The sequence below is a fragment of the Archangium gephyra genome (assembly GCF_049060025.1).
Taxonomy (GTDB): Bacteria; Myxococcota; Myxococcia; order Myxococcales; family Myxococcaceae; genus Archangium; species Archangium gephyra_A.
Map to the genome: position 1 here is coordinate 6454938 of NZ_JBMEQQ010000002.1, position 18148 is coordinate 6473085.

Below are 18148 nucleotides of genomic sequence, written 5' to 3' on the forward strand. Positions count from 1 at the left end.
CCCCGTCAGGCCGCCGCCTGGTGCACGGTGGCCTGTGCCAGCGGCAGCCGCACCCGGAAGCAGGCGCCGCGCTCCACGGACGTGTCCAGCTCGAGCGTCCCCCCGTGGTTCTCCATGATGAGCTGGCGGCAGATGGGCAGCCCCAGCCCCGAGCCCTTCCCCACGTCCTTCGTGGTGAAGAACGGTTCGAAGATGCGGGCCCTCAGCTCCCGCGGAATGCCCGGGCCGTCATCCGCCACCACCAGCTCGGCCATGCCGTCCCGCAGGGCCGTGCTCACCCGCACCTCGCCCTTCTCTCCCAGCGCATCCAGCGCGTTGCGCAGCAGGTTCAGCGTCACCTGCCCCAACTGCCCCCGGTGGAACGAGAACACCGGCAGCTCGCCACACTTCACCTCCACCCGCATCCCCTCGGGCAGCGAGCGCCGCACCATCTCCACCGTCTCCCGCACCACCTGGTTGAGGTCCCCCGGCTCCAGCCTCGGGCTCTCGCCGCGCAGGAACGCCCTCAGGTCCGCCTGGATGCCGCGGATGCGCTCCGTGGCATGTTGCATCGCCTCCAGCGCGTCCGGCGTGTCCAGCAGCAGGAAGTCCACGTCCTGCTCCCGCCACAGCCGCTCCACCTCGCCCGCATCCTCCGGGTGGGCCTCCAGCCGCTCACGGCAACGCCGCAGCACCTCGGACAACTGCTCGAAGTACTCGCGCACCGCCGGCAGGTTGGTGTGGATGGCCGTGAGCGGGTTGTTGATTTCATGCGAGAGCCTCGCCAGCAACTGCCCCATGGCGGAGAGCTTCTCGGCCTGCATCACCTTCTGGCGTGCCTGATCCAGCTCGGCGGTGCGCGCCTCCACCAGGCGCTCCAGCTCGGCGTTCTTGCGCCGCAGGGCGATGCCGCGCCAGCGCACCACGCCCACCACCACCGCCCCCAGCAGCAACACGCCCAGGCCCCGCGCCCACCAGGACGCCCACCACGGCGGATGCACCACCAGATTGAACCCCGCCACCGGCCCCCACGGGCCCCAGTCGTTGCGCGCGCGAATCTCGAAGCGGTAGCTGCCCGGCTGCAACGTGCCGTAGCGCACCGAGCGGCCCGACACCGAGTGCCACTCCTCCTCCATCCCCACCAGCCGCACCTCGTGCCGCACGTGCCCCTCGTCCAGCGCGCCCAGGTCCGCGAAGCGCACCGAGAGCGTCGTGTCTCCGTGAGCGGCCTCGAGCCCCTCCACCCTGGCGCCCGACACCTCGTGCGGCCCCAACCGGGTGTTCAACAGCACCACGCGCGGTGGCGCGGCCGGGCCCGCGTAGCGCCCCCCATCGAAGCGGCCCAGGCCATTCGAGGTGCCCACCCACACCGTGCCGTCCTCCTCCACCAGGAAGGAGTTGCCGCTGCAATCGTCCCCCGGGGCACCGCTGCTCGCACCGAAGTGCTCGAGCACCCCGTCCTCCCCCACGATGTGCACCCCGGCCCCCGTCCCCACCCACAGCCGCCCCGCCGCGTCCTCGCCCAGGAAGTAGGTGACGCCGTTGAGCAGCCCCGAGCTCCGGTCCAGGCGGAACACCTCCGTGAGCCGCCCCTCCTGGTAGGTGAAACAGCTCAGGCCCAGCGGCTCCACATAGGACACGCAGATGCGGCCATCGCGCCGCGCCACCAGGTAGCGCACGCGCTCGTCCCGCAGTCCCTCGGCCGTGCCCAGGCGCCGGAACACGCCCGCCTCGCGCACGTAGAGCCCATCTCCCGACACCCACAGCCGTCCGGCCGGGTCCCGCTCCACGCCGCCGAAGAACGTCCGCCGGCTGTGCGGCAGCACCTGCTCGAAGGCCCAGTCCCCCCCCTCGCGCACGCCCCGGAACAGGCCCGAGGTGGTGGCCGCCCACAGCGTGCCATCCGGCTCCCACAGCATGTCGAACGTGTAGCGCCCCGGCAGGCCCGCCGCCTCGCCGTACGTCCGCAGCGCTCCACTCGCGGGCTCGTAGCGGTGGATTCCCGTCGGATTGCCCGCGACCCACAGCGCGCCGTCCGGTCCCAGCTTCACGCTCTTGAGGGAGTACCCCCGCAGCCCGGGCACGGACACCCAGCCCTCGGCCGTGGCGCGCGCGAGCCCATCATCCGTCCCCACCCAGAGCGCCCCGCCGGCATCGCGCTCCAGGCCCCAGATCATGCTCGAGGGCAACCCGGTGGAGAGGTCGTGGACGGACCACAGGCCCCGGCCCAGGGAGCGGTGCACCCCCAGGCTGACGACCCAGAGGGTGCCATCCCGGTCATGCAGCACGTCCCTCATCCGCGCCGAGCGCTCCGCCAGGCCCAGCCGCAACAGCTCCACGCGCTCGCCCTCCACCGCGAGCAGGCCGCGGTAGTTGGGCACCAGCAACTGTCCGCGCAGGCCCACGCGCAGGCTCCGCCCCGCGCCCATCATCCCGTGGATGAGGGAGGAGCGGTCCTCGAACGGCGCGCCCTCGCGCGGCTGCACCGACAGCCAGCCCTCGCCGCTCGCCCACAGGCGGCCCTGCCCGTCGCGCACCAGCTCGGCGATGGAACCGCGCCGCCCCACCACCTCGTGGATGAGCCAGCGTCCCCGGCCGTCACGGCTCAGCAGGCGCTCGCCCGAGCCCACCTGGATGTCCCCCGACGCGTCCGTCCAGAGCACCATCGCCGGGCCGCCCGGCCAGCCCGGCATCGGGACGAAACGCCCCGGCTCCTCCTCCACGTACAGCCCCTGCTCGGTGCCCGCCAGCAACCGGCCCCCGGCATCCAGGCGGACACTCCACACCTGCCCGGGCACACCGTTCACCGGCACCGCGGCGAAGCGGCTCCCGTCCCAGCGCACCACGCCCTTCTGCGTGGCCAGCAGCAGCCGGCCTCCCGTGTCGAGCGTCACGTCCCGGACGATCGACGACGGCAGGCCCGCATCCAGTCCGAAGCGCTCGAAGCGCTCGCCATCGAAGCGGTACACCGCATCCGCGGCGCACACCCAGACGAACCCATCCGCGTCCTGCAGCACGCAGGACATGTCGTGGTTCTCGATGCCCGAATCCGTGCCGTAGCTGCGGAAGCCGATGCGCCCCGGCGGCTCTCCACTCCTCGCCTCACTTCCCCACAACAGGGCGGCGAGGCCCACGGCCAGGAGCGTGGCGTTCCGGTACGACGACATGGCTCCCGTGGCCTCTTGGAGAAGGGGGGTCACACCGATTGACCCGGGAGGTTCAGCCTAGCACAGCGGCACGGAGCCCCGCGTCCGCCCGCCCGGGCCTCAGGGGCTCAACCTGGGACGCGTGGCACCCTCACCCCGTCCCTCTCCCGAGGGGAGAGGGGTGGGTGGGCGAGCGGGCTGACGGTGGCGCCCTCGCAGACGTCCGTACAGCTTCTTCGCCGGCAGGGCGATCGTCAGCGACACCGCCAGCACCGACAGGGCCAGGCCCAGGGCCGGCAGCACGTCCTGCGAGCGGCCGAGCCTGCTCGCCAGGCCCGCGAAGTTGGACCAGCCGTACGCCAGGGGCAGGTGCACCACGTACACCCAGAGCGAGGCGCGTCCCACCGGCGCCATCCACTTGTCCAGCCGCGCGGGCAGCAGCATCGCCAGCCCCGCCGCCACCGACAGCAGCCCCACCCGCCATGTCACCAGCGCCGGGTCGCTCACCCGCGGGTCTCCGCCCCACAGCGCCATCAGCGCCAGGATGACCGTGCCCACGCCCATCAGGCACAGCCAGTGCGGCGCCCGCTTCACCTCCGCGAGCCCCAGCCCCGCGAGGCCTCCCACGAAGAAGTACGCCGACCAGGGGAAGAGCGGGAAGTTGGACGTCCGGCTCACCAGCGCCTGCTCCAGCGCCAGCGGCCACCCGCCCGCCTCCACCGTCGCGCGCACCCACGGGCTCACCAGCGGCAGCAGCACCGCCAGCACCGCCAGCGCTCCCATCCGCGCCGTCCGTTCCTTCAGCAGTGCCAGCACGCCCGCGCCCATCAACAGCGCCCCCGCCACCCCGTGCAACGCATCGAAGGCGAGGAAGTGCCGCCACACCGTCACGTCCCCGGCGAACAACAGGGGCAGGCCCCAGCCGGGCCAACGCAACAGGTAGCCCCAGCCGAGCAGCAGGGCCACGCGCGGCAGGTACCGGCGCAGCACGCTCGTGCCGTACGCGCCCGTGCGCTGCACCGTCGTCGCGAAGGCCCACCCGGCCACGAAGAGGAACAACGGCGCCGTCACGGCCCGGAGGGACCAGTAGGCCACCATGCCCACGCCGTCGCGGGCCGCGTCCGACAGCACCGCGTCCAGCGTGTGGCCCATCACCATGGCGATGGTGGCCACCGCTCGCGCACGGTCCAGGCCCGTGTTGCGCGAGCCCGGCACCGGCACAGGGGCGCTGGGAGCCTGGAGGCTGCTCATCTAAGGAAAAGTGCCGCGAAAGGTGCCGCTCACACTCAGACGCGCATCGGCATCACCACCGCGGTGAAGCTCCGGTCCCCCGGCGCGTGCAGCACGCCCGGGCTGTGCTCGTCACCCAGCTCGAAGGCCACCTCGTCCGTGTCCGTCACCGTCAACACGTCGATCAGGTAGCGCGCGTTGAAGCCGATGGTGATGGCCGTGCCCCGATAGGCGATGTCCAGCGCGTCCTTGGCCTCGCCCAGGTCCGGGTTGTTCGCCGTGATGAGGAGCTGGTTCTCCGACAGGCCCACCCGCACCGCGTAGCTCTTGTCCGCGCTCAGCAGCGCGATGCGCTTGAGGCCCTCGAGCAGCCGCGTCTTGGGCACCAGCACCGCCTTCTCCCCTTCCTTGGGGATGACGCGCTGGTACTCGGGGAACTGCCCGTCGATGAGCCGCATCACCATCGTCAGGCCCGTCTTCTTGAAGAGCGCCGAGTTCTCCGCGAACCCCAGCTGGCACTCCGCGTCCGGCGCCTCGTCCAACAGCCGCTTGAGCTCCAACAGGCCCTTGCGCGGGATGATGACGCCCGTCTTCAGCTTGAAGTCGCCGGGCAGCTCGCGCTCGATGAGCGACAGCCGGTGCCCGTCCGTGGCCACCATCCGCACCTTGCCACCCTGCTGCGGCTCGAAATACACGCCGTTGAGGATGTAGCGCGTCTCGTCCGTGGAGATGGCGAACTGCGTCTTCTTGATCATCTCCAGCAGCGTGTTGCCCGTCACCTGCACCAGCGGCGCGCTCTCCTCGCGCGGCAGCTTCGGGTACTCCTCGGGCGCCGTGCCGACGATCTTGAAGTGCGCCGAGCCGGAGGAGATCTCCACGTAGTTGTTCGCCAGCTTCTTGAGCGTGACGTGGGCGTCCGGCAGGTTCTGGACGATGTCGAAGACGTACTTGGCGCTGAGCGTCACCGCGCCGGGCTTCACCACCTCGGCCGGGTGCTCGGACACGATGCCGATCTCCAGGTCGAACGCGGTGACCGTCACCCCCGTCTTGTGCGCCGTGACGAGCACGTTGGCCAGGATGGGCATCGTCGTCTTGCGCTCCACGATGCCCTGGGCGCGATAGAGGGCCTTCTTCAGCTCATCGGCGGCGATGCGGAATTCCATCTCGGGGGGTCCTTGAAGAACCTGGGGTACGGGAAAGGGTGGCGGCCCCTCGGCCGCCTCGGGCGGATGTAGCCCGGGGGCCCCGGGTCGTCAACGAACCTGACGTCTGCGGTCATGCTCTCCCGTTCACCATACGGCCGAACGGGCACTTGCACCCCCTCCCCATCCCCTGGCATACAGGTGGGATATAGGCCTACCGACCCGTCGACCGGTCGCTGCTTCCCGGCACTCCCGCCCCCATAACCAGGGGAGGGTCGAGCGAGTGAGGAGGAGGTCATGCACGACAGGGTCTACAAGACCGACGACGAGTGGCGGCTGGATCTCACCCCGGAGCAGTACCGGGTCATGCGGCAGGGAGCCACCGAGGCGCCCTTCAGCGGGGCCTACGTGGACCACCACGCCCGAGGTGTCTACTGCTGCGCGGGCTGCGGCCATACGCTCTTCGCGTCCAAGGCGAAGTTCGACCCGGGCACCGGCTGGCCCAGCTTCTGGGCGCCCATCCGCGCCGGCCATGTGGCCCACCACGAGGACCGCTCCACCTTCCTGCGCATCCGGACGGAGGTGGCGTGCAGCCGCTGCGGCGCCCACCTGGGCCATGTCTTCGACGACGGGCCTCCACCCACCGGGCTGCGCTACAGCATCAACTCGGCCGCCCTGGCCTTCGAGCCTGAAGAGGAGGCCCTGGAGGAGGAGGCCCTGGACGGGAAGGCCCTGGAGGAGGACGCCGGCGCGCCCGCGTGAATGACGCGGTCCGCCCGTGCGTCGGAAGTGGCATCTGTCCCGGGAGGCGGCGAGACTGCCCCCTCCCCTTCCGGAGCCCACCCCATGACCTTCCGCCAGCCCCTGCTCACCGCCGCCCTCGCACTCGGCCTGCTCGCCGGCTGCAGCAAAGGCACCACTCCTTCCGCCGAGCCCTCCAGCGCCGCCGAGTCTGGCGGAACCCCCTCCGCTCCCATGGACAAGCCCTCCGCCGACAAGCCCGCCCCCGCCCCCGAGACGCCCTCGGGTGGCACCGCCGCCGCCCCCTCCGCCGAGCGCGGGCCGGCCGTCTTCTTCATCCGCGACAGCGGCGTGCGCTGCATGACCACGCCCTGCCCCACCTTCATCGCCACCCGGCCCGATCGCCCCGGCGTCGATGGGCTCCAGGTGCATGAGGTGGACATGTCCGCGCTCGGCCTCAGCGACGAGAAGCGCAACTCGGTGATGGAGGCCACCCACGGAAACGCCGGTCTCAAGGTCGAGGCCACCGTGGACACCATCCCCAACGCGGGCCCCGCCGGCGCCGCCACGGTGCTGCGCGTCACCCGGGTTGTCGAGGACAAGTAGTCCCTCCTCCCACCCGGGGGCCTCGCCCCGAGCCGTCCCCGGGAAGTCACTTCGCCCGGCACCACGCCCCACGTCCCCCGGGAAGGAGTATCCTCGCCCTCTCTCTTTTCACGGGTAGGGGGCGCTTCCGCGATGACGGGGCGAGTGGCTGTCACAGGCCAGAGCGGGCACGGGGCCGGGTGGTGCCTCGGGCCCGTCGTCCTGCTGTGCCTGCTGGGCACCAGCACCACCCACGCGGCCCCCGCGTTGCGCCTGGAGGCCTCGCCGCGCCCGTTGCTCTCCGGACGCGACACCCGCGCCACCCTCACCGTCTCCGCCCCCGGGCTACCCCCGGACGTGCGCCTGGCGTGCAGCACGGGCCGCCTCCTCCCCGCCCGGCGCTCCGCCCCGGACACGCTCGAGGCCTCCTTCGTCCCGCCCCGCACGGACACGCTCGCGCCCATCCTCTGCGCCGCCGTGTCCCCGTCCTCGGGGGCCCACGCCACCGTGGTGCTGGAGGTGCAGCGCCGCCAGGTGTTGCCCCTCTCCGGGCTGCCGCCCCTGGGCCGCGTGGAGGTCCGCATCGGTGAGGCCCTATACGGCCCCGTGCGCGCCAACGCCACCGGCCAGGCCGAGGTGCCCGTCCTCCTCTCGCCCACCGTCACGCAGGCCACCGTCTCGGCCACCGCGCCCGGCCAGCCCGCCTGGCAACGGACGATGCCGCTGCCCGTGCCCTCCAGGCCCACGGTGCTCCTGATCGCCGAGGAGTCCTCCCTCGAGGCCGACGGTCAGCGCGGCGTGCGCGCGTGGGCCTTCGGCATCGACAGCCGCGGCGAGCCGCTGGAGGCCGCGCCCACCTTCTCGGGCACGGGCGGCACCTTCGAGTCCCAGCGCCTCGCCCCGGGCGTCCACCTGGGCACGCTCGTCCCCCATCCCCGGGCCTCTCCGGGCGAGGCGGTGCTCTCGGCCCAGGCCGGCCACGGCGAGCCCTCCACCGTCCGCGTGGCGCTGCGCGCCGGGGTGAAGCCCACCCTCACCCTCGGCCTGGAGCGGCTGGAGGATGGGGCGTTCCTCCATGTGAGCGTCCACGACGGCCGGGGGCACGCGCTGCCCGGCGAGCCCGTGCACCTGAGGGCCTCGCTCGGCGAGGTGGGGCCCGTGCAGGACCAGGGAGATGGCACCTACCTCGTGCGCTACCGCTCCCCTCCCGCCGGAGGCGAGGTGCGCTTCGACGCGTGGGTCGACGGCGCGCCGCCGGTCTCGAGGACCGAGACGTTGGAGGCCATCGCGCGCCTCACCCTGGAGCTCACCGGGTGGGCCGGCAACGGGCACGAGCTGCCCGCGGATGGCCTCTCGCGCGTCAGCCTGCGGATCTCCGCCCGCGACGCGAAGGGGTTCCTGGCGCCGGACGGCACGAAGCTCCTGCTGTCCACCACGCTCGGCCGGCTCCCCGCCTCCGTGACGACCCGCGAGGGCCGCGCCACCGTCGAGCTGGAGTCGGTCCGTCAGACGGGCGAGGCGCTCGTCCAGGTGCGGTGGGAGGATCAGAGCGTCAGCACCACCGTGCGGCTCGTCCCCGGGGAGCCCGCCCGGCTGCGCGTGCGCACCGAGAAGGACCAGGTGCTCTGCGACGGGAGGGACAGCACGCAGGTGTACCTGCTCGTCGAGGACCTGTACGGCAACCCGCTGGACGGCGTGCCCATCACCCTGCGCGCCGCGGGCATCCAGGCCGAGCAGGGGCGCTTCGAGCGCGTGGCCTCGCTGGGCCACGGGGAGTTCGTCACCCGCTACCACGCCCCCGCCCGGTGCGAAGGCGGCGTGGCCTCCGTGCTCGCCTCCGCGCGCGAGGCCCGGGGAGATGCCCGCCTCACCCTCGCCTCGCGCACGCCCCGGGGCCTCACCGTGCGGCTCGGCGCGCAGAGCAACCTCGGCCGGCTGGTGCAGCCCTCGCTGGAGCTGGAGGGGGACCTGCGGCCCTACGCACTGGGCGAGCGGCTCGCCGCCAGCGCCTCCGTGCAGGTGGCCTGGGGACGCTTCTCGCTGCGCGGCGAGAGCGCGGCGCACGAGCCCTTCGACCTGAGCGCCCAGGCCCTCACCACCACCGTGTCCGTGGGGGCGCGCTGGCTCCAGCCCCTCACCGGCGCCCTGTCCGGCTATGCCGGTGCCGGGCTCGACGCGCACCTCGTCCGCATCGACTGGCGCCTGAGCCTGGACCCGGGCTCGCAGCGCCAGTTCTCCCCCGCGTTCGGCGGCCACGTGCGGCTCGGACTGGTGTACCCGCTCGGCCCCGGAGAGCTGGTGTTGCAGGGGCGCTACGGCCTCGCCCGGCTCCCCGAGGGCGGCACCTTCCAGGGCCCCATCGGCGGGCTCTCCACCTCGCTCGGCTACCGCTTCGCGCTCTGACGAAAGGAGGCTCCGGATGCGCTCCCGTACCGGCCTGCACCCCCTCGCCCTGGCCCTGCTGGCCTGGGGGCTCTCCTGCGGCTCCACGCCGGACACGCCCCACCTCCAGGCGGTGTCCCCGGAGCGCGCCCCGTTCGGCTCGCCCGAGCGCCTGCGGCTCAGCGGCTCCTTCACGCCGGACGTCGCGGTGGACCTGGGCTCCTCGCAGGCGCCTCCCTCGCTGGAGAACCGCTTCGAGGTGCGCATCGGCTCCGAGCGCGCCTACGCCGTGCGCTTCCTCTCCCGCGACTCCCTGGAGGCCACCGCCCCGGCCACGCTGCCTCCCGGCCGCCACGACGTCACCGTCACCGACGCCCACGGCCACTCCTCCACCCTGGCCCAGTCCTTCGAGGTCATCGACCGCGGCGTGCAGCGCCTCGTCTTCGTCACCTCGATGCGCGCGGCCCGCCCCGGCGAGTGGACGGAGCCCATCCGCATCGAGCTGAGGGCTCCCTCGGGCCTGCCCGCCCCCACCGTCATCCCCCGCGTGCTGTCCATCACCAGTGACTCGGAGACGGGCCGCTTCGTCCGGCTCGGACAGCAGGAGGAGGCCCGGCGCGAGCTGGAGGTGACGCTCGCCCCCGGGGAGTCGGGAGCGGACCTCCTCTACCAGGACTCCACGCCCGGCTATCACACGCTGGAGTCCAGCAGCCCGGAGCTGCCCTCCATCGCCCAGACGGTGGCCGTGGGACGGCTCGGCCCGCCCACCGCGGTGCGCTTCACCCGCATGCCCTCCTCCCCCCTCGTGGCCGGAAAGCCCGTGGCCCTCACCGTGGACGTGCTGGACTCCAGCGGCGGCCCGGCCTCGCTGCCCGCCACCGGCATCCAGCTCACCCTGCGCAGCCTCTCGCCCGCGGGAGGACTGGCCCTCAACGAGGGCGACCCCTACCACCCGGACCTCACCCTCGTGCTCCAGGGCGCCCAGGGCCGCCTGCCCCTCCTTTATAAGGACACCCGGAGCGCGGCGGAGGTGTGGCTGTCGGCCAGCGGCTTCAACCGCGACACGAACGGAGCGCTCTCGCCCCACACCGTGAGCCTCTCGGTGCGGCCCGGCCCCACCCGCCGCTTCGAGGTGCTGCGCACCAGCACCGGGCCCCTGCAGGCCGGTGTCCCCGAGCGCTTCACCGTCACGTCGCTCGACGCCTGGAACAACCGCACGCCGTACAACGGCCCGGTGCGGCTGAGCACCTTCCCGCCGGATCCGGACTTCTCGCCCAGGGGCTTCGAGCTCGAGGTGGGCATGGCCGCCTTCAACGCCGAGTTCACCCGGGTGCAGCCGGTGTCCGTGGTGGTGGAGGATCCCCACACGCCGGACGTGCGCGGCGCCACCCCGGAACTCTCCGTCCAGCCGGGTCCGCCCACGCGCCTGACGGTGTCCAACGTGGTGGGGCCCCAGCATGCCGGCGTTCCCTTCTCCCTCAAGGTCGAGGCGCTCGATCGTTTCGGCAACCTGGTGGACACGCCGTTGTCGGTGGCGCTCTCCGCCTCCGGCGTCCCCGAGGGCGCGCTGAGCCCCACCACCAGCGGTACCTTCACGGGCGCCATCACCCTCCCGGTGACGCTCACCGCCGCCATGGAGGAGACGAACCTCCGCCTGGTGACGGGAACGGCCACGAGCCCGGGAGCGCTGAGCACCACCACCGGAGGCTTCGCCGTGCTGCCCGGCGCCACACAGCGCTTCGTGGTGGAGGACACGCTCGCCACGCAGACGGCGGGCGCCCCCTTCCGGGTCCGCATCCGCGCGGTGGACACCTACGGCAACACCACCCGGGACGTGCACGACCTGGAGCTCGACGCCCAGGGGGTGCACGCACACCAGTTCACGCCCCCCCGCGTCCCCGGCTTCCAGGGCCAGGCCGACGTGGAGCTGACGGTGTTGCTGGCCCTCTCCAGCACGCGGTTGAGCGTCTCGTCCGGGACCCTCAAGGGACAGCAGCCCGGGACCTTCGCCGTGAATCCCGGCCCGGCCGTGCGCTTCCAGCCGCAGGTGCCCCCCTGCATCACCGCCTCGGACCGGTGGAAGCTCACCCTGCAGGCGGTCGACAACTGGAACAACGCCGTCTCCTCCTATTCGGGCACCGTGAGGCTCGCGCTCTCGCCGTTCGGCGCCATCAGCCCGAGCCTCACGCCCGAATTCACCGGCGGCACCCTCACCGTGCCCAACGTGGCCCTGAGCGACGTGGCCGGCCGCGAGCCGCAGTCCTGCCTGGAGCTCGTCGTCACCGACACGGCGGACGCGCGGAGGACCGTCAGACAGTGCCTCAACCTGCAGTTGAGCTGCCCCAAGGCCCGATGAGCGCGCGCCCATGAGAATCCGCTCCCGGCTGCTGCTGCTGCTCATTGCCACCGCCGCGGTGCCCACCCTGGCGGTGGGACTGCTGGCCTGGCGTGACGCGGAGCGGGCCCTGTCGGAAGCGGTGGCCGAGCAGCACCGGCGCACCGCGCGGGCCGAGGCCGAGCATGCCTCCACCCATGTGCTCTCGCTGGCCACGGAGCTGGGCGGCGCGCTGCTGCTCGAGGATCCGCACCGGCTGGGCCCCGCGGGGGCGCAGGAGTTCCTCACCCGCGTCTTCCTGCGGCGGGACGCCATCACCCAGGTGGGGCTCTTCGAGAGAGAGGGCCGGATGACGGCCTCCGTCTTCGTGGACGACCCCGAGGCCTTCGCACGGCAGGAGCCGCAGTTCCGCCGCCACGACACCGTCGCCGCCCGGGAGGTGGAGGAGTTCCAGCAACGGGCGGCGGGGCTGCTCTCGCGGGTGTCCGAGGGCCGCGCCTACGCCGTCTCCGAGCCCTACCTCACCGCCGTGCGCCGCCAGCCCGCCGTGGTGGTGGCGGCACGGGCTCCGGAGACCCGGGCCGGAGGACTCGCCGCGGAGCTGAGCCTGGAGGAGCTGTCCCAGCGGCTGGCGGCGGGAGGCGTGGGCCACGAGCGCGTCTTCCTGCTGGATGGAGCGGGGCGGCTGTTGCTGGACGGAACGCCGGAGCGCGAGCGCGGCCAGGAGGACTTCTCCGGGAGGCTGCCCGGGGCGGCGGGAGCGAAGCGGACGGGGCTGGCGGAGTACGAGGAGGACGGGCGTGCGTGGCTGGCGGCCTTCAGCCCGGTGCCGGAGCTGGGCTGGGTGGCGGTGGTGGCCCGCCCGCGCGAGGCCGCGCTCGCGCCGCTGCATGCGCTGTCGCGGAGCACCTTCGGGGTGCTGGGCCTGACGCTGGTGGGAGTGCTGGCGCTGGCGCCGGTGCTGGCCCGTGCACTGGCGCGCCCCATCGCCCGGCTGGCCGAGGGCTCACGCGAGCTGGCCCGGGGAAACCTCGCCCACCGCATCGCCCTGAAGCGCCGGGACGAGCTGGGGGACCTGGCGCGCGCCTTCAACGACATGGGGCAGGCGCTGGAGCAGGCCCACCGGGAGCTGCTGGGCTTCAACGAGCAACTGGCGGCCCAGGTGGAGGAGCGCACGAAGGAGTTGCAGCAGACGCAGGTGCAGCTCTCGCGCAGCCAGCGCCTGGCGGCCATGGGAGACCTGGCGGCGGGCATGGCGCACGAGATGAACAACCCGCTGGCCGCGGTGCTGGGCAACGTGCAGTTGATGTTGATGGACCTGCCGCAGGAGGACCCCTCGCGCCGGATGCTGGGGACCGTCCACCAGCAGGCCCAGCGCATCGCCAGCATCGTGCGCGAGCTGCAACTGCTCTCCGAGCGCCAGCAGTTGGGACGCCTGCCGCTGGACCTGCACCGGATGCTGGAGCGGGTGCTGGAGTCACGAGGCGCGGAGCTGACCCAGGTGGGAGTGCACGTGGATTGCCGCTTCCACCCGGGCGAGGTGAAGGTGCTCGGCGACACGCAGGCGCTGGGCGACGTCTTCGGGCGGCTGCTGGGCAACGCCCTCAATGCCATGAGGGACAGGCCGGAGCGCAACCTCGTGCTGTCGACGCAGGTGGTGGACGCGCAGTTGGTGCGGGTGGAGATGAGGGACACGGGCCGGGGCATTGCCCGCGAGCACCTGGAGCGCATCTTCAACCCCTTCTTCACCACCAAGCAGCAGTGGACGGGAAAGGGCCTGTCGCTGGCGGTGTGCCACCGCGTCATCGAGGACCACGGGGGCACCATCACCTTGAACAGTGACGAGGGAGTGGGCACCACCGTCACGCTCGTACTGCCCGCGGCGCCCGCGTCGAGCGGCCTGGTCTGAGCGCGGACAAGACGTGCCTGGAGAACCCGTGAGCGAAACACCCCTCGCCCTCCGGGAGAGGGACGGGGTGAGGGTGCCGAGGACAACGGGTTGAATCCCTACTGTGTCAGCTCCCCCAGCACTTCGGAGAGTGAGGAGGAGGTCAAAGCCCGATCGAACCAGCGGTCGAGGAGAGCCACGTCCGTGCACGTCAGGATGCGCTGCCGGGCCTGTTCACTGACGAGCATGCCGCGCACGGTGAGAATCCGAAGCACAGCCTCTGCCCGCCCCTGAGCCCGGCCCTGCTCCAGCCCCTGCTCCAGCCCCTTCAGACGTCCTTGCTCGATGAGTTCCTCGCCATAGGTCCGCATCAGCTCCTCCGCTCGGTGTGTCTCCATGACGGAATGTAGCACTCTGCCCATCTGCGCGCGGACGGTGCTGTCCCCAATCTGGAGGAGGTAACGGACGACCAGGCCCAACTCCTCGTTCCCATGAGGAGTGGCATGCACTTGCGCGAACAGGACCGTCCAATCCGGTAGACGGTGCGCCAGCTCATCGGTCCGCCCGTAGCGCAGTACGAGCAAGGCGAGCCGGACCAGGGCGGGGCCGGGGCGAGCCATCAACGCCTCGGCACGCTCGGCCGTCAGGTCATCCAGCAGGTACTCGAAGCGCGGGACGAGCGCGCGCCATTCCTCGTGCCCCTCGGCCTCATCCGGCAAGTCGAAGAGTTCTTCCACCCGGCGAGGTGCCGACCAGGCACCCTCCGGCCCGTGGTACATGACGAGGGGCACCACCACTGGAAGTCCCGCACTGTCCGGGTTCTCGCCGCGCCAGTGTTCAAGCTGGCGCACCACATAGCGCAGCATGCGCAGCGCCATCCATCGATCCACCCGGGATTGATGTTCCAACAACACGTAGAACAGCAGCGGACGCCCACCGCGCAGGCGAGCCGAGAAGAGCAGATCGCTCTCGGTCTCCCGCAGCTCCGGGTCCACCACGGAGCCGGATTCCCGCCGCAGGGTGGACCAGTCCACCTGCGAGACGACCCGAGGAGACAGAACGGCGCGCAGCTCGGCCACGGCCCGCTCGGGCTGACCAAAGGTGTAGCGGGCGAAGAGATCATGAGGACCGGGCATGACGCGCGGCCCTGGAGAAAGCACGCGACGGGCCAGCGGCGCCGCACAGGGCACCGCCTGTCCAGAGGCGTCCGTTTCGGCGACTCCCCTCCCGGAGAAGAGACACCCGCCTCCGGCGAGAGCGTGCCGCGCCTTGCTACTCCCCGCGCTGCTGGCGCTCGTGGAGGACCTCCACGTAGTCGCGAAGCTGCCGGAAGGAGTCACTGTCGTAGACCTGGGGGCCGGAGGTGGAGACGTGCTCCTCCAGGGCGAACAGGGACGAGGTGAGCGCGCGCCAGCCCAGCAGCATCTCCTCGTAGCGGTGCTGCTCGAGCAGGGAGCGGAACTCCATCACCGCGGGCAGGTCCGCGTGGCGGTTCATCGGCCCCCAGTTGCGAGCGTGGGAGAGGAGCTCCTCGGTGCCCATCAGCCGCAACTGTTCCTTGTGACGGCGGCTGGCCTCCCGCTCCTTGCGCCACAGGAAGACGGCCAGGGCCAGCCACCCGACGAGGAACAACCCGCCCAGCAGTCCGAGCAACGTGCAGAGACTCATGGCCGAGAATTACCTCAAACCGCGCGGCTCCACAGCGCTTACGGGAAGACCCTCACCCCAACCCGCTCCCAGAAGGAGAGGGAGCCGTCCTCACATCCGGATGCCGAGCTGCACGCCGGGCCAGTACCGCACCGTGGTGAACGGATTCACCCACTGCTCCCGCGACGGCAGCGTGGTGAGCCTGTAGCGCTCCTCGTCGCGTCCGGCGAAATACACGTTGTAGGTGGGCCCGCCGAAGAAGGCGAAGCGCTCGAAGAGCTGCACCCCGAGCATCAGCCGCCCCTGGCACAGCACGTTGGAGCTGCCGCCGAACGGGTCCCTCACACGCAGCATCGTGCTGCCCGCCACATCCCCGTCCAGCCACATGCGCTCGCCCAGCGGCAGGTGGAGCCCCAGCCCGAGCCCGAGGCTGAAGCGCTCCAACCGGTCATCCGGCCCGATGCCGCCCAGCAGCGCCGTATACAGGTACTTACCGCCGAACTTCACCGCGAGGTTGGTGAGCTGGATGTCGCTGCCGTACAGCTCCACGTGGAACTGCCCCTTCTTCTCGAAGGAGAGCAGCCCCACGGGAATCCCCTTCACCTCCTCGGAGACGTTCACCAGGCCGAGCTGCGCGCCCGTCACCACGCGGGCCACGTTGATGAGGCCGAGCTGCGCGCCCGTGACATCCCCGCCCACGTTGACCAGTGCCACCTGCAGACCCTTCACGTCGCTCGCGCGGTTGAAGCCCATGGCCCACTGCACGCCCCGCACCGAGCCGCCCGTCACGTTGCCGCCCACCGAGCCCTGGAGGCCCGCGAAGTTTCCCCGCGCCACGTTGAGCCCCGCGCTCCCCTGGAGGCCGATGAAGCTCCCGCCCGTCACGTTGCCGCCGCCGGCGAGCTGCACCCCCCACACCGAGCCCGCGGCCACGTTCGCTCCCGCCGCCGCCTGCCCCACCCGCACGTCCCCGCCCGCCACGTTCACGCCCACCGCCATCTGCAGCGCCTCGAGATCGCCGCTCGCGATGTTCGCCCCCATGGACGCCATCAACCCGCTCGCGCGCCCCCCCACCACGTTGATGCCCATCGACAGCAGCAGGCCGTGGGCCTCCTCGTCGTACCAGTTGGCCACCAGCGACAGCGCCCCGCCCCGCACCGCCGAGCCCCCATTCACCCCGCCGAACGCGAGCTGGTTCTCCACCCGCTGGCCCGGCGCCCGGAAGGCATTGGTGCTCAGCGGCGGAATGAGGCTCAGCGACACCGGCAGCAGCGTGCGCGGAGTCCGGGCCTCCACGGCCGGAGCCACGAAGGCCACGGGCGCCACCTCGGGCCCCCCGCGTGACACCGTGGCCTCCAGCGGAATCGCCTGGAAGCTCGCGGGCGCCAGCGGGGTGCGCTGGCCCTCCACCAGGGTGAAGGTCGCCTCGGAGGCGCCGCTCTCCAGCTCGCGCCGAACCTGATAACGCCCGGGCGCCAGCCCCAGCTCCGCGGGCCGGCCCGGCAGCTTCTGCAGCTCCACCACCAGCAGGCCCGCGGCGTCGCGCACGAAGAGCCGGCCCTCCAGCGCCTCGGCGAGGTACAGCCCCGCGGACGTGGCCCGCAGGTCCGTCATCACCAGGTCCCCCGAGCCCGCCAATTCGATGTCATACGCCGGGTGCTGGGCCCCGCCGCGCGTCTTCTCGGTGCGGGCCAGCGTCTCGTGGAAGGCGAACTGGTAGGCCTCGTTGAGGGTGACGCGCCCATCCCGCGTGGCATCCGCCGCGCCGCGCAGGCCGGAGATGAGGTGGTGGGTGAAGTACGAGGCCCCCAGCCGGTCGGACTCCTGCGACACCTCGTCCTCGCTGGAAGAGGTGAGGATGGCGTGGCCCTTCACCTTGTTGCCCGAGTCCACGAGGAAGGCGGGCCGGCGGGTGCCGCCCTTGGCGCGGGCGAAGGCGCCCGAGGCGCAGCTGTCCAGCACGGCGATGCGCACGTCCGCGGGCAGGGCATCCAGGGCGCGGCGCAGCTCGCCATAGCCCAGCCGCTCGCCCTTGAGCAGCAGGCCCTCCTCGTCCGAGTGGCCCGAGTAGTAGACGAGCACCTCCACGCGCGAGGCTCCGGAGCCCCGGGCCACCTCGGTGCGCGCGCGCAGCTCCCCGAGCGCCTCCAGCAGGCCCGCGCGGCCCACGTCCATCAGCACGCGCCGATCCGCCGCGGCCACGCCGCCCAGCTCCCCCAGCACCTTGTCGAAGGCGCGCGCGTCGGACACGGCATAGCGCAGCCGCACGCGCTCGGGCCCGCCGTCGTTGACCCCCACCAGCAGCGCCAGCCGCCGCACCGGGACCGTCTCCGCGAGCGCGGGGGCGGCCAGCAGCAGGCCCAGGAGGGCGAGGACTCTCGAAGCGCTCATGGCGAGGACTTCTCCAACGTGAAGGAGGCCTGCATGTACCGCGAAGGCAGGGGCAACGGCGAGGTGCGAGCCTCCGCGTGCCCGGCGAGCGAGCGGGCGGCGGCGAGCACCTCCTCCAGGGCGAAGGGGGCCTCGGCGGTGACGAGGAAGAAGCGCTCGAAGCCGGGGGCGTCGTCCAGGGCGTAGGCACCGGGCAGCGCGTGGGTGCCCGCGGGCGCCAGCGGCACCGAGCCCGTGCCGGACTCGGGGGCGTGCAGGGTGACGGTGCCGCGCCCGTCCACCGAGAGGATGACGCCATGGGCCCGGCCCGCGGCCACGTAGGCCAGTTGCACCACGTCCCCGGAGGCGGCGAGCGCCCCGTCCGCGAGCGGCTCGGCCTCCCCGGCACGCCGGCGGTGGACGGTGAGCCGGGGCTCCAGGCCCTTCACCCGCGTCTCCTCCACCGGCGTCTCCGGGGCCACCGGGGTGGACACCTGGGGCCGCACGAGGAGGACGAGCGCCGCGGCCGTGATCGCCGGGACGAGGGCGGCGGCCAGCGAGGGAAAGCGGCGGGCCGGACGCTCCCGCCGGGCCTGGACGAGGCGGGCGCGGGAGGCCACCTGCCGGGCAACCTCGCCGGCCGGGTGCCGGGCCAGGGTGGCGGCGGTGTCCGCCTCGAGCGCGGCGAGCCGGGGGGCACCGT

The 18148-nt window shown here is 72.5% G+C and carries 12 protein-coding genes; 5 read left to right on the plus strand and 7 right to left on the minus strand.

Translation table 11 applies throughout. The features are described from left to right. Positions 1–5 precede the first annotated feature (5 nt). The 3 genes from ACN28I_RS28000 to dnaN form a co-directional block, all read right to left on the minus strand. On the minus strand, positions 6–3146 hold the full coding sequence (locus ACN28I_RS28000; protein ID WP_420944988.1) for an ATP-binding protein: 3141 nt from the start codon (positions 3144–3146) through the stop codon (positions 6–8). Positions 3147–3245: 99 nt separating this feature from the next. Next, positions 3246–4376: an acyltransferase family protein gene (locus ACN28I_RS28005; protein WP_420944989.1), complete on the minus strand. Its 1131-nt coding sequence runs from the start codon at positions 4374–4376 to the stop codon at positions 3246–3248. A gap of 35 nt (positions 4377–4411) precedes the next feature. Then, positions 4412–5518, minus strand: coding sequence for a DNA polymerase III subunit beta (dnaN, locus tag ACN28I_RS28010; protein WP_420944990.1), 1107 nt, complete (start codon positions 5516–5518; stop codon positions 4412–4414). A gap of 276 nt (positions 5519–5794) precedes the next feature. On the opposite strand from dnaN, the gene msrB reads away from it, so the two are divergent. From msrB to ACN28I_RS28035, 5 genes are all read left to right on the plus strand, one after another. Continuing rightward, positions 5795–6259, plus strand: coding sequence for a peptide-methionine (R)-S-oxide reductase MsrB (gene msrB / locus ACN28I_RS28015; RefSeq protein WP_420944991.1), 465 nt, complete (start codon positions 5795–5797; stop codon positions 6257–6259). A gap of 84 nt (positions 6260–6343) precedes the next feature. After that, positions 6344–6844 (plus strand): DUF6748 domain-containing protein, encoded by a 501-nt coding sequence (locus ACN28I_RS28020; protein WP_420944992.1) that lies wholly within the window; start codon positions 6344–6346, stop codon positions 6842–6844. A 144-nt stretch (positions 6845–6988) separates the two neighbouring features. Continuing rightward, entirely contained in the window at positions 6989–9226 is a 2238-nt protein-coding gene (locus tag ACN28I_RS28025; protein ID WP_420944993.1) for a hypothetical protein, read from the plus strand. A gap of 16 nt (positions 9227–9242) precedes the next feature. Beyond that, complete coding sequence (locus ACN28I_RS28030) at positions 9243–11561, plus strand: hypothetical protein (protein ID WP_420944994.1); 2319 nt, start codon at positions 9243–9245, stop codon at positions 11559–11561. A 10-nt stretch (positions 11562–11571) separates the two neighbouring features. After that, the gene (locus ACN28I_RS28035) at positions 11572–13449 is read left to right on the plus strand and encodes a sensor histidine kinase (RefSeq protein ID WP_420944995.1); all 1878 of its coding nucleotides are present in this window, start codon (positions 11572–11574) and stop codon (positions 13447–13449) included. A 98-nt stretch (positions 13450–13547) separates the two neighbouring features. Here the strand turns inward: ACN28I_RS28035 and ACN28I_RS28040 are convergent, their stop codons facing one another. The 4 genes from ACN28I_RS28040 to ACN28I_RS28055 all read right to left on the minus strand — a co-directional run bounded on the left by ACN28I_RS28040 (position 13548) and on the right by ACN28I_RS28055 (position 18065). Continuing rightward, positions 13548–14564, minus strand: a complete 1017-nt coding sequence (locus tag ACN28I_RS28040) for an Rpn family recombination-promoting nuclease/putative transposase (RefSeq protein WP_420944996.1) — start codon at positions 14562–14564, stop codon at positions 13548–13550. Positions 14565–14700: 136 nt separating this feature from the next. Further along, positions 14701–15096, minus strand: coding sequence for a hypothetical protein (locus ACN28I_RS28045; RefSeq protein ID WP_420944997.1), 396 nt, complete (start codon positions 15094–15096; stop codon positions 14701–14703). A gap of 90 nt (positions 15097–15186) precedes the next feature. After that, positions 15187–17466, minus strand: a complete 2280-nt coding sequence (locus ACN28I_RS28050; protein WP_420944998.1) for a caspase family protein — start codon at positions 17464–17466, stop codon at positions 15187–15189. Further along, on the minus strand, positions 17463–18065 hold the full coding sequence (locus ACN28I_RS28055; RefSeq protein ID WP_420944999.1) for an ActD-like protein: 603 nt from the start codon (positions 18063–18065) through the stop codon (positions 17463–17465). Before ACN28I_RS28055 ends, ACN28I_RS28050 begins: the two co-directional genes overlap by 4 nt. Positions 18066–18148 lie beyond the last annotated feature (83 nt).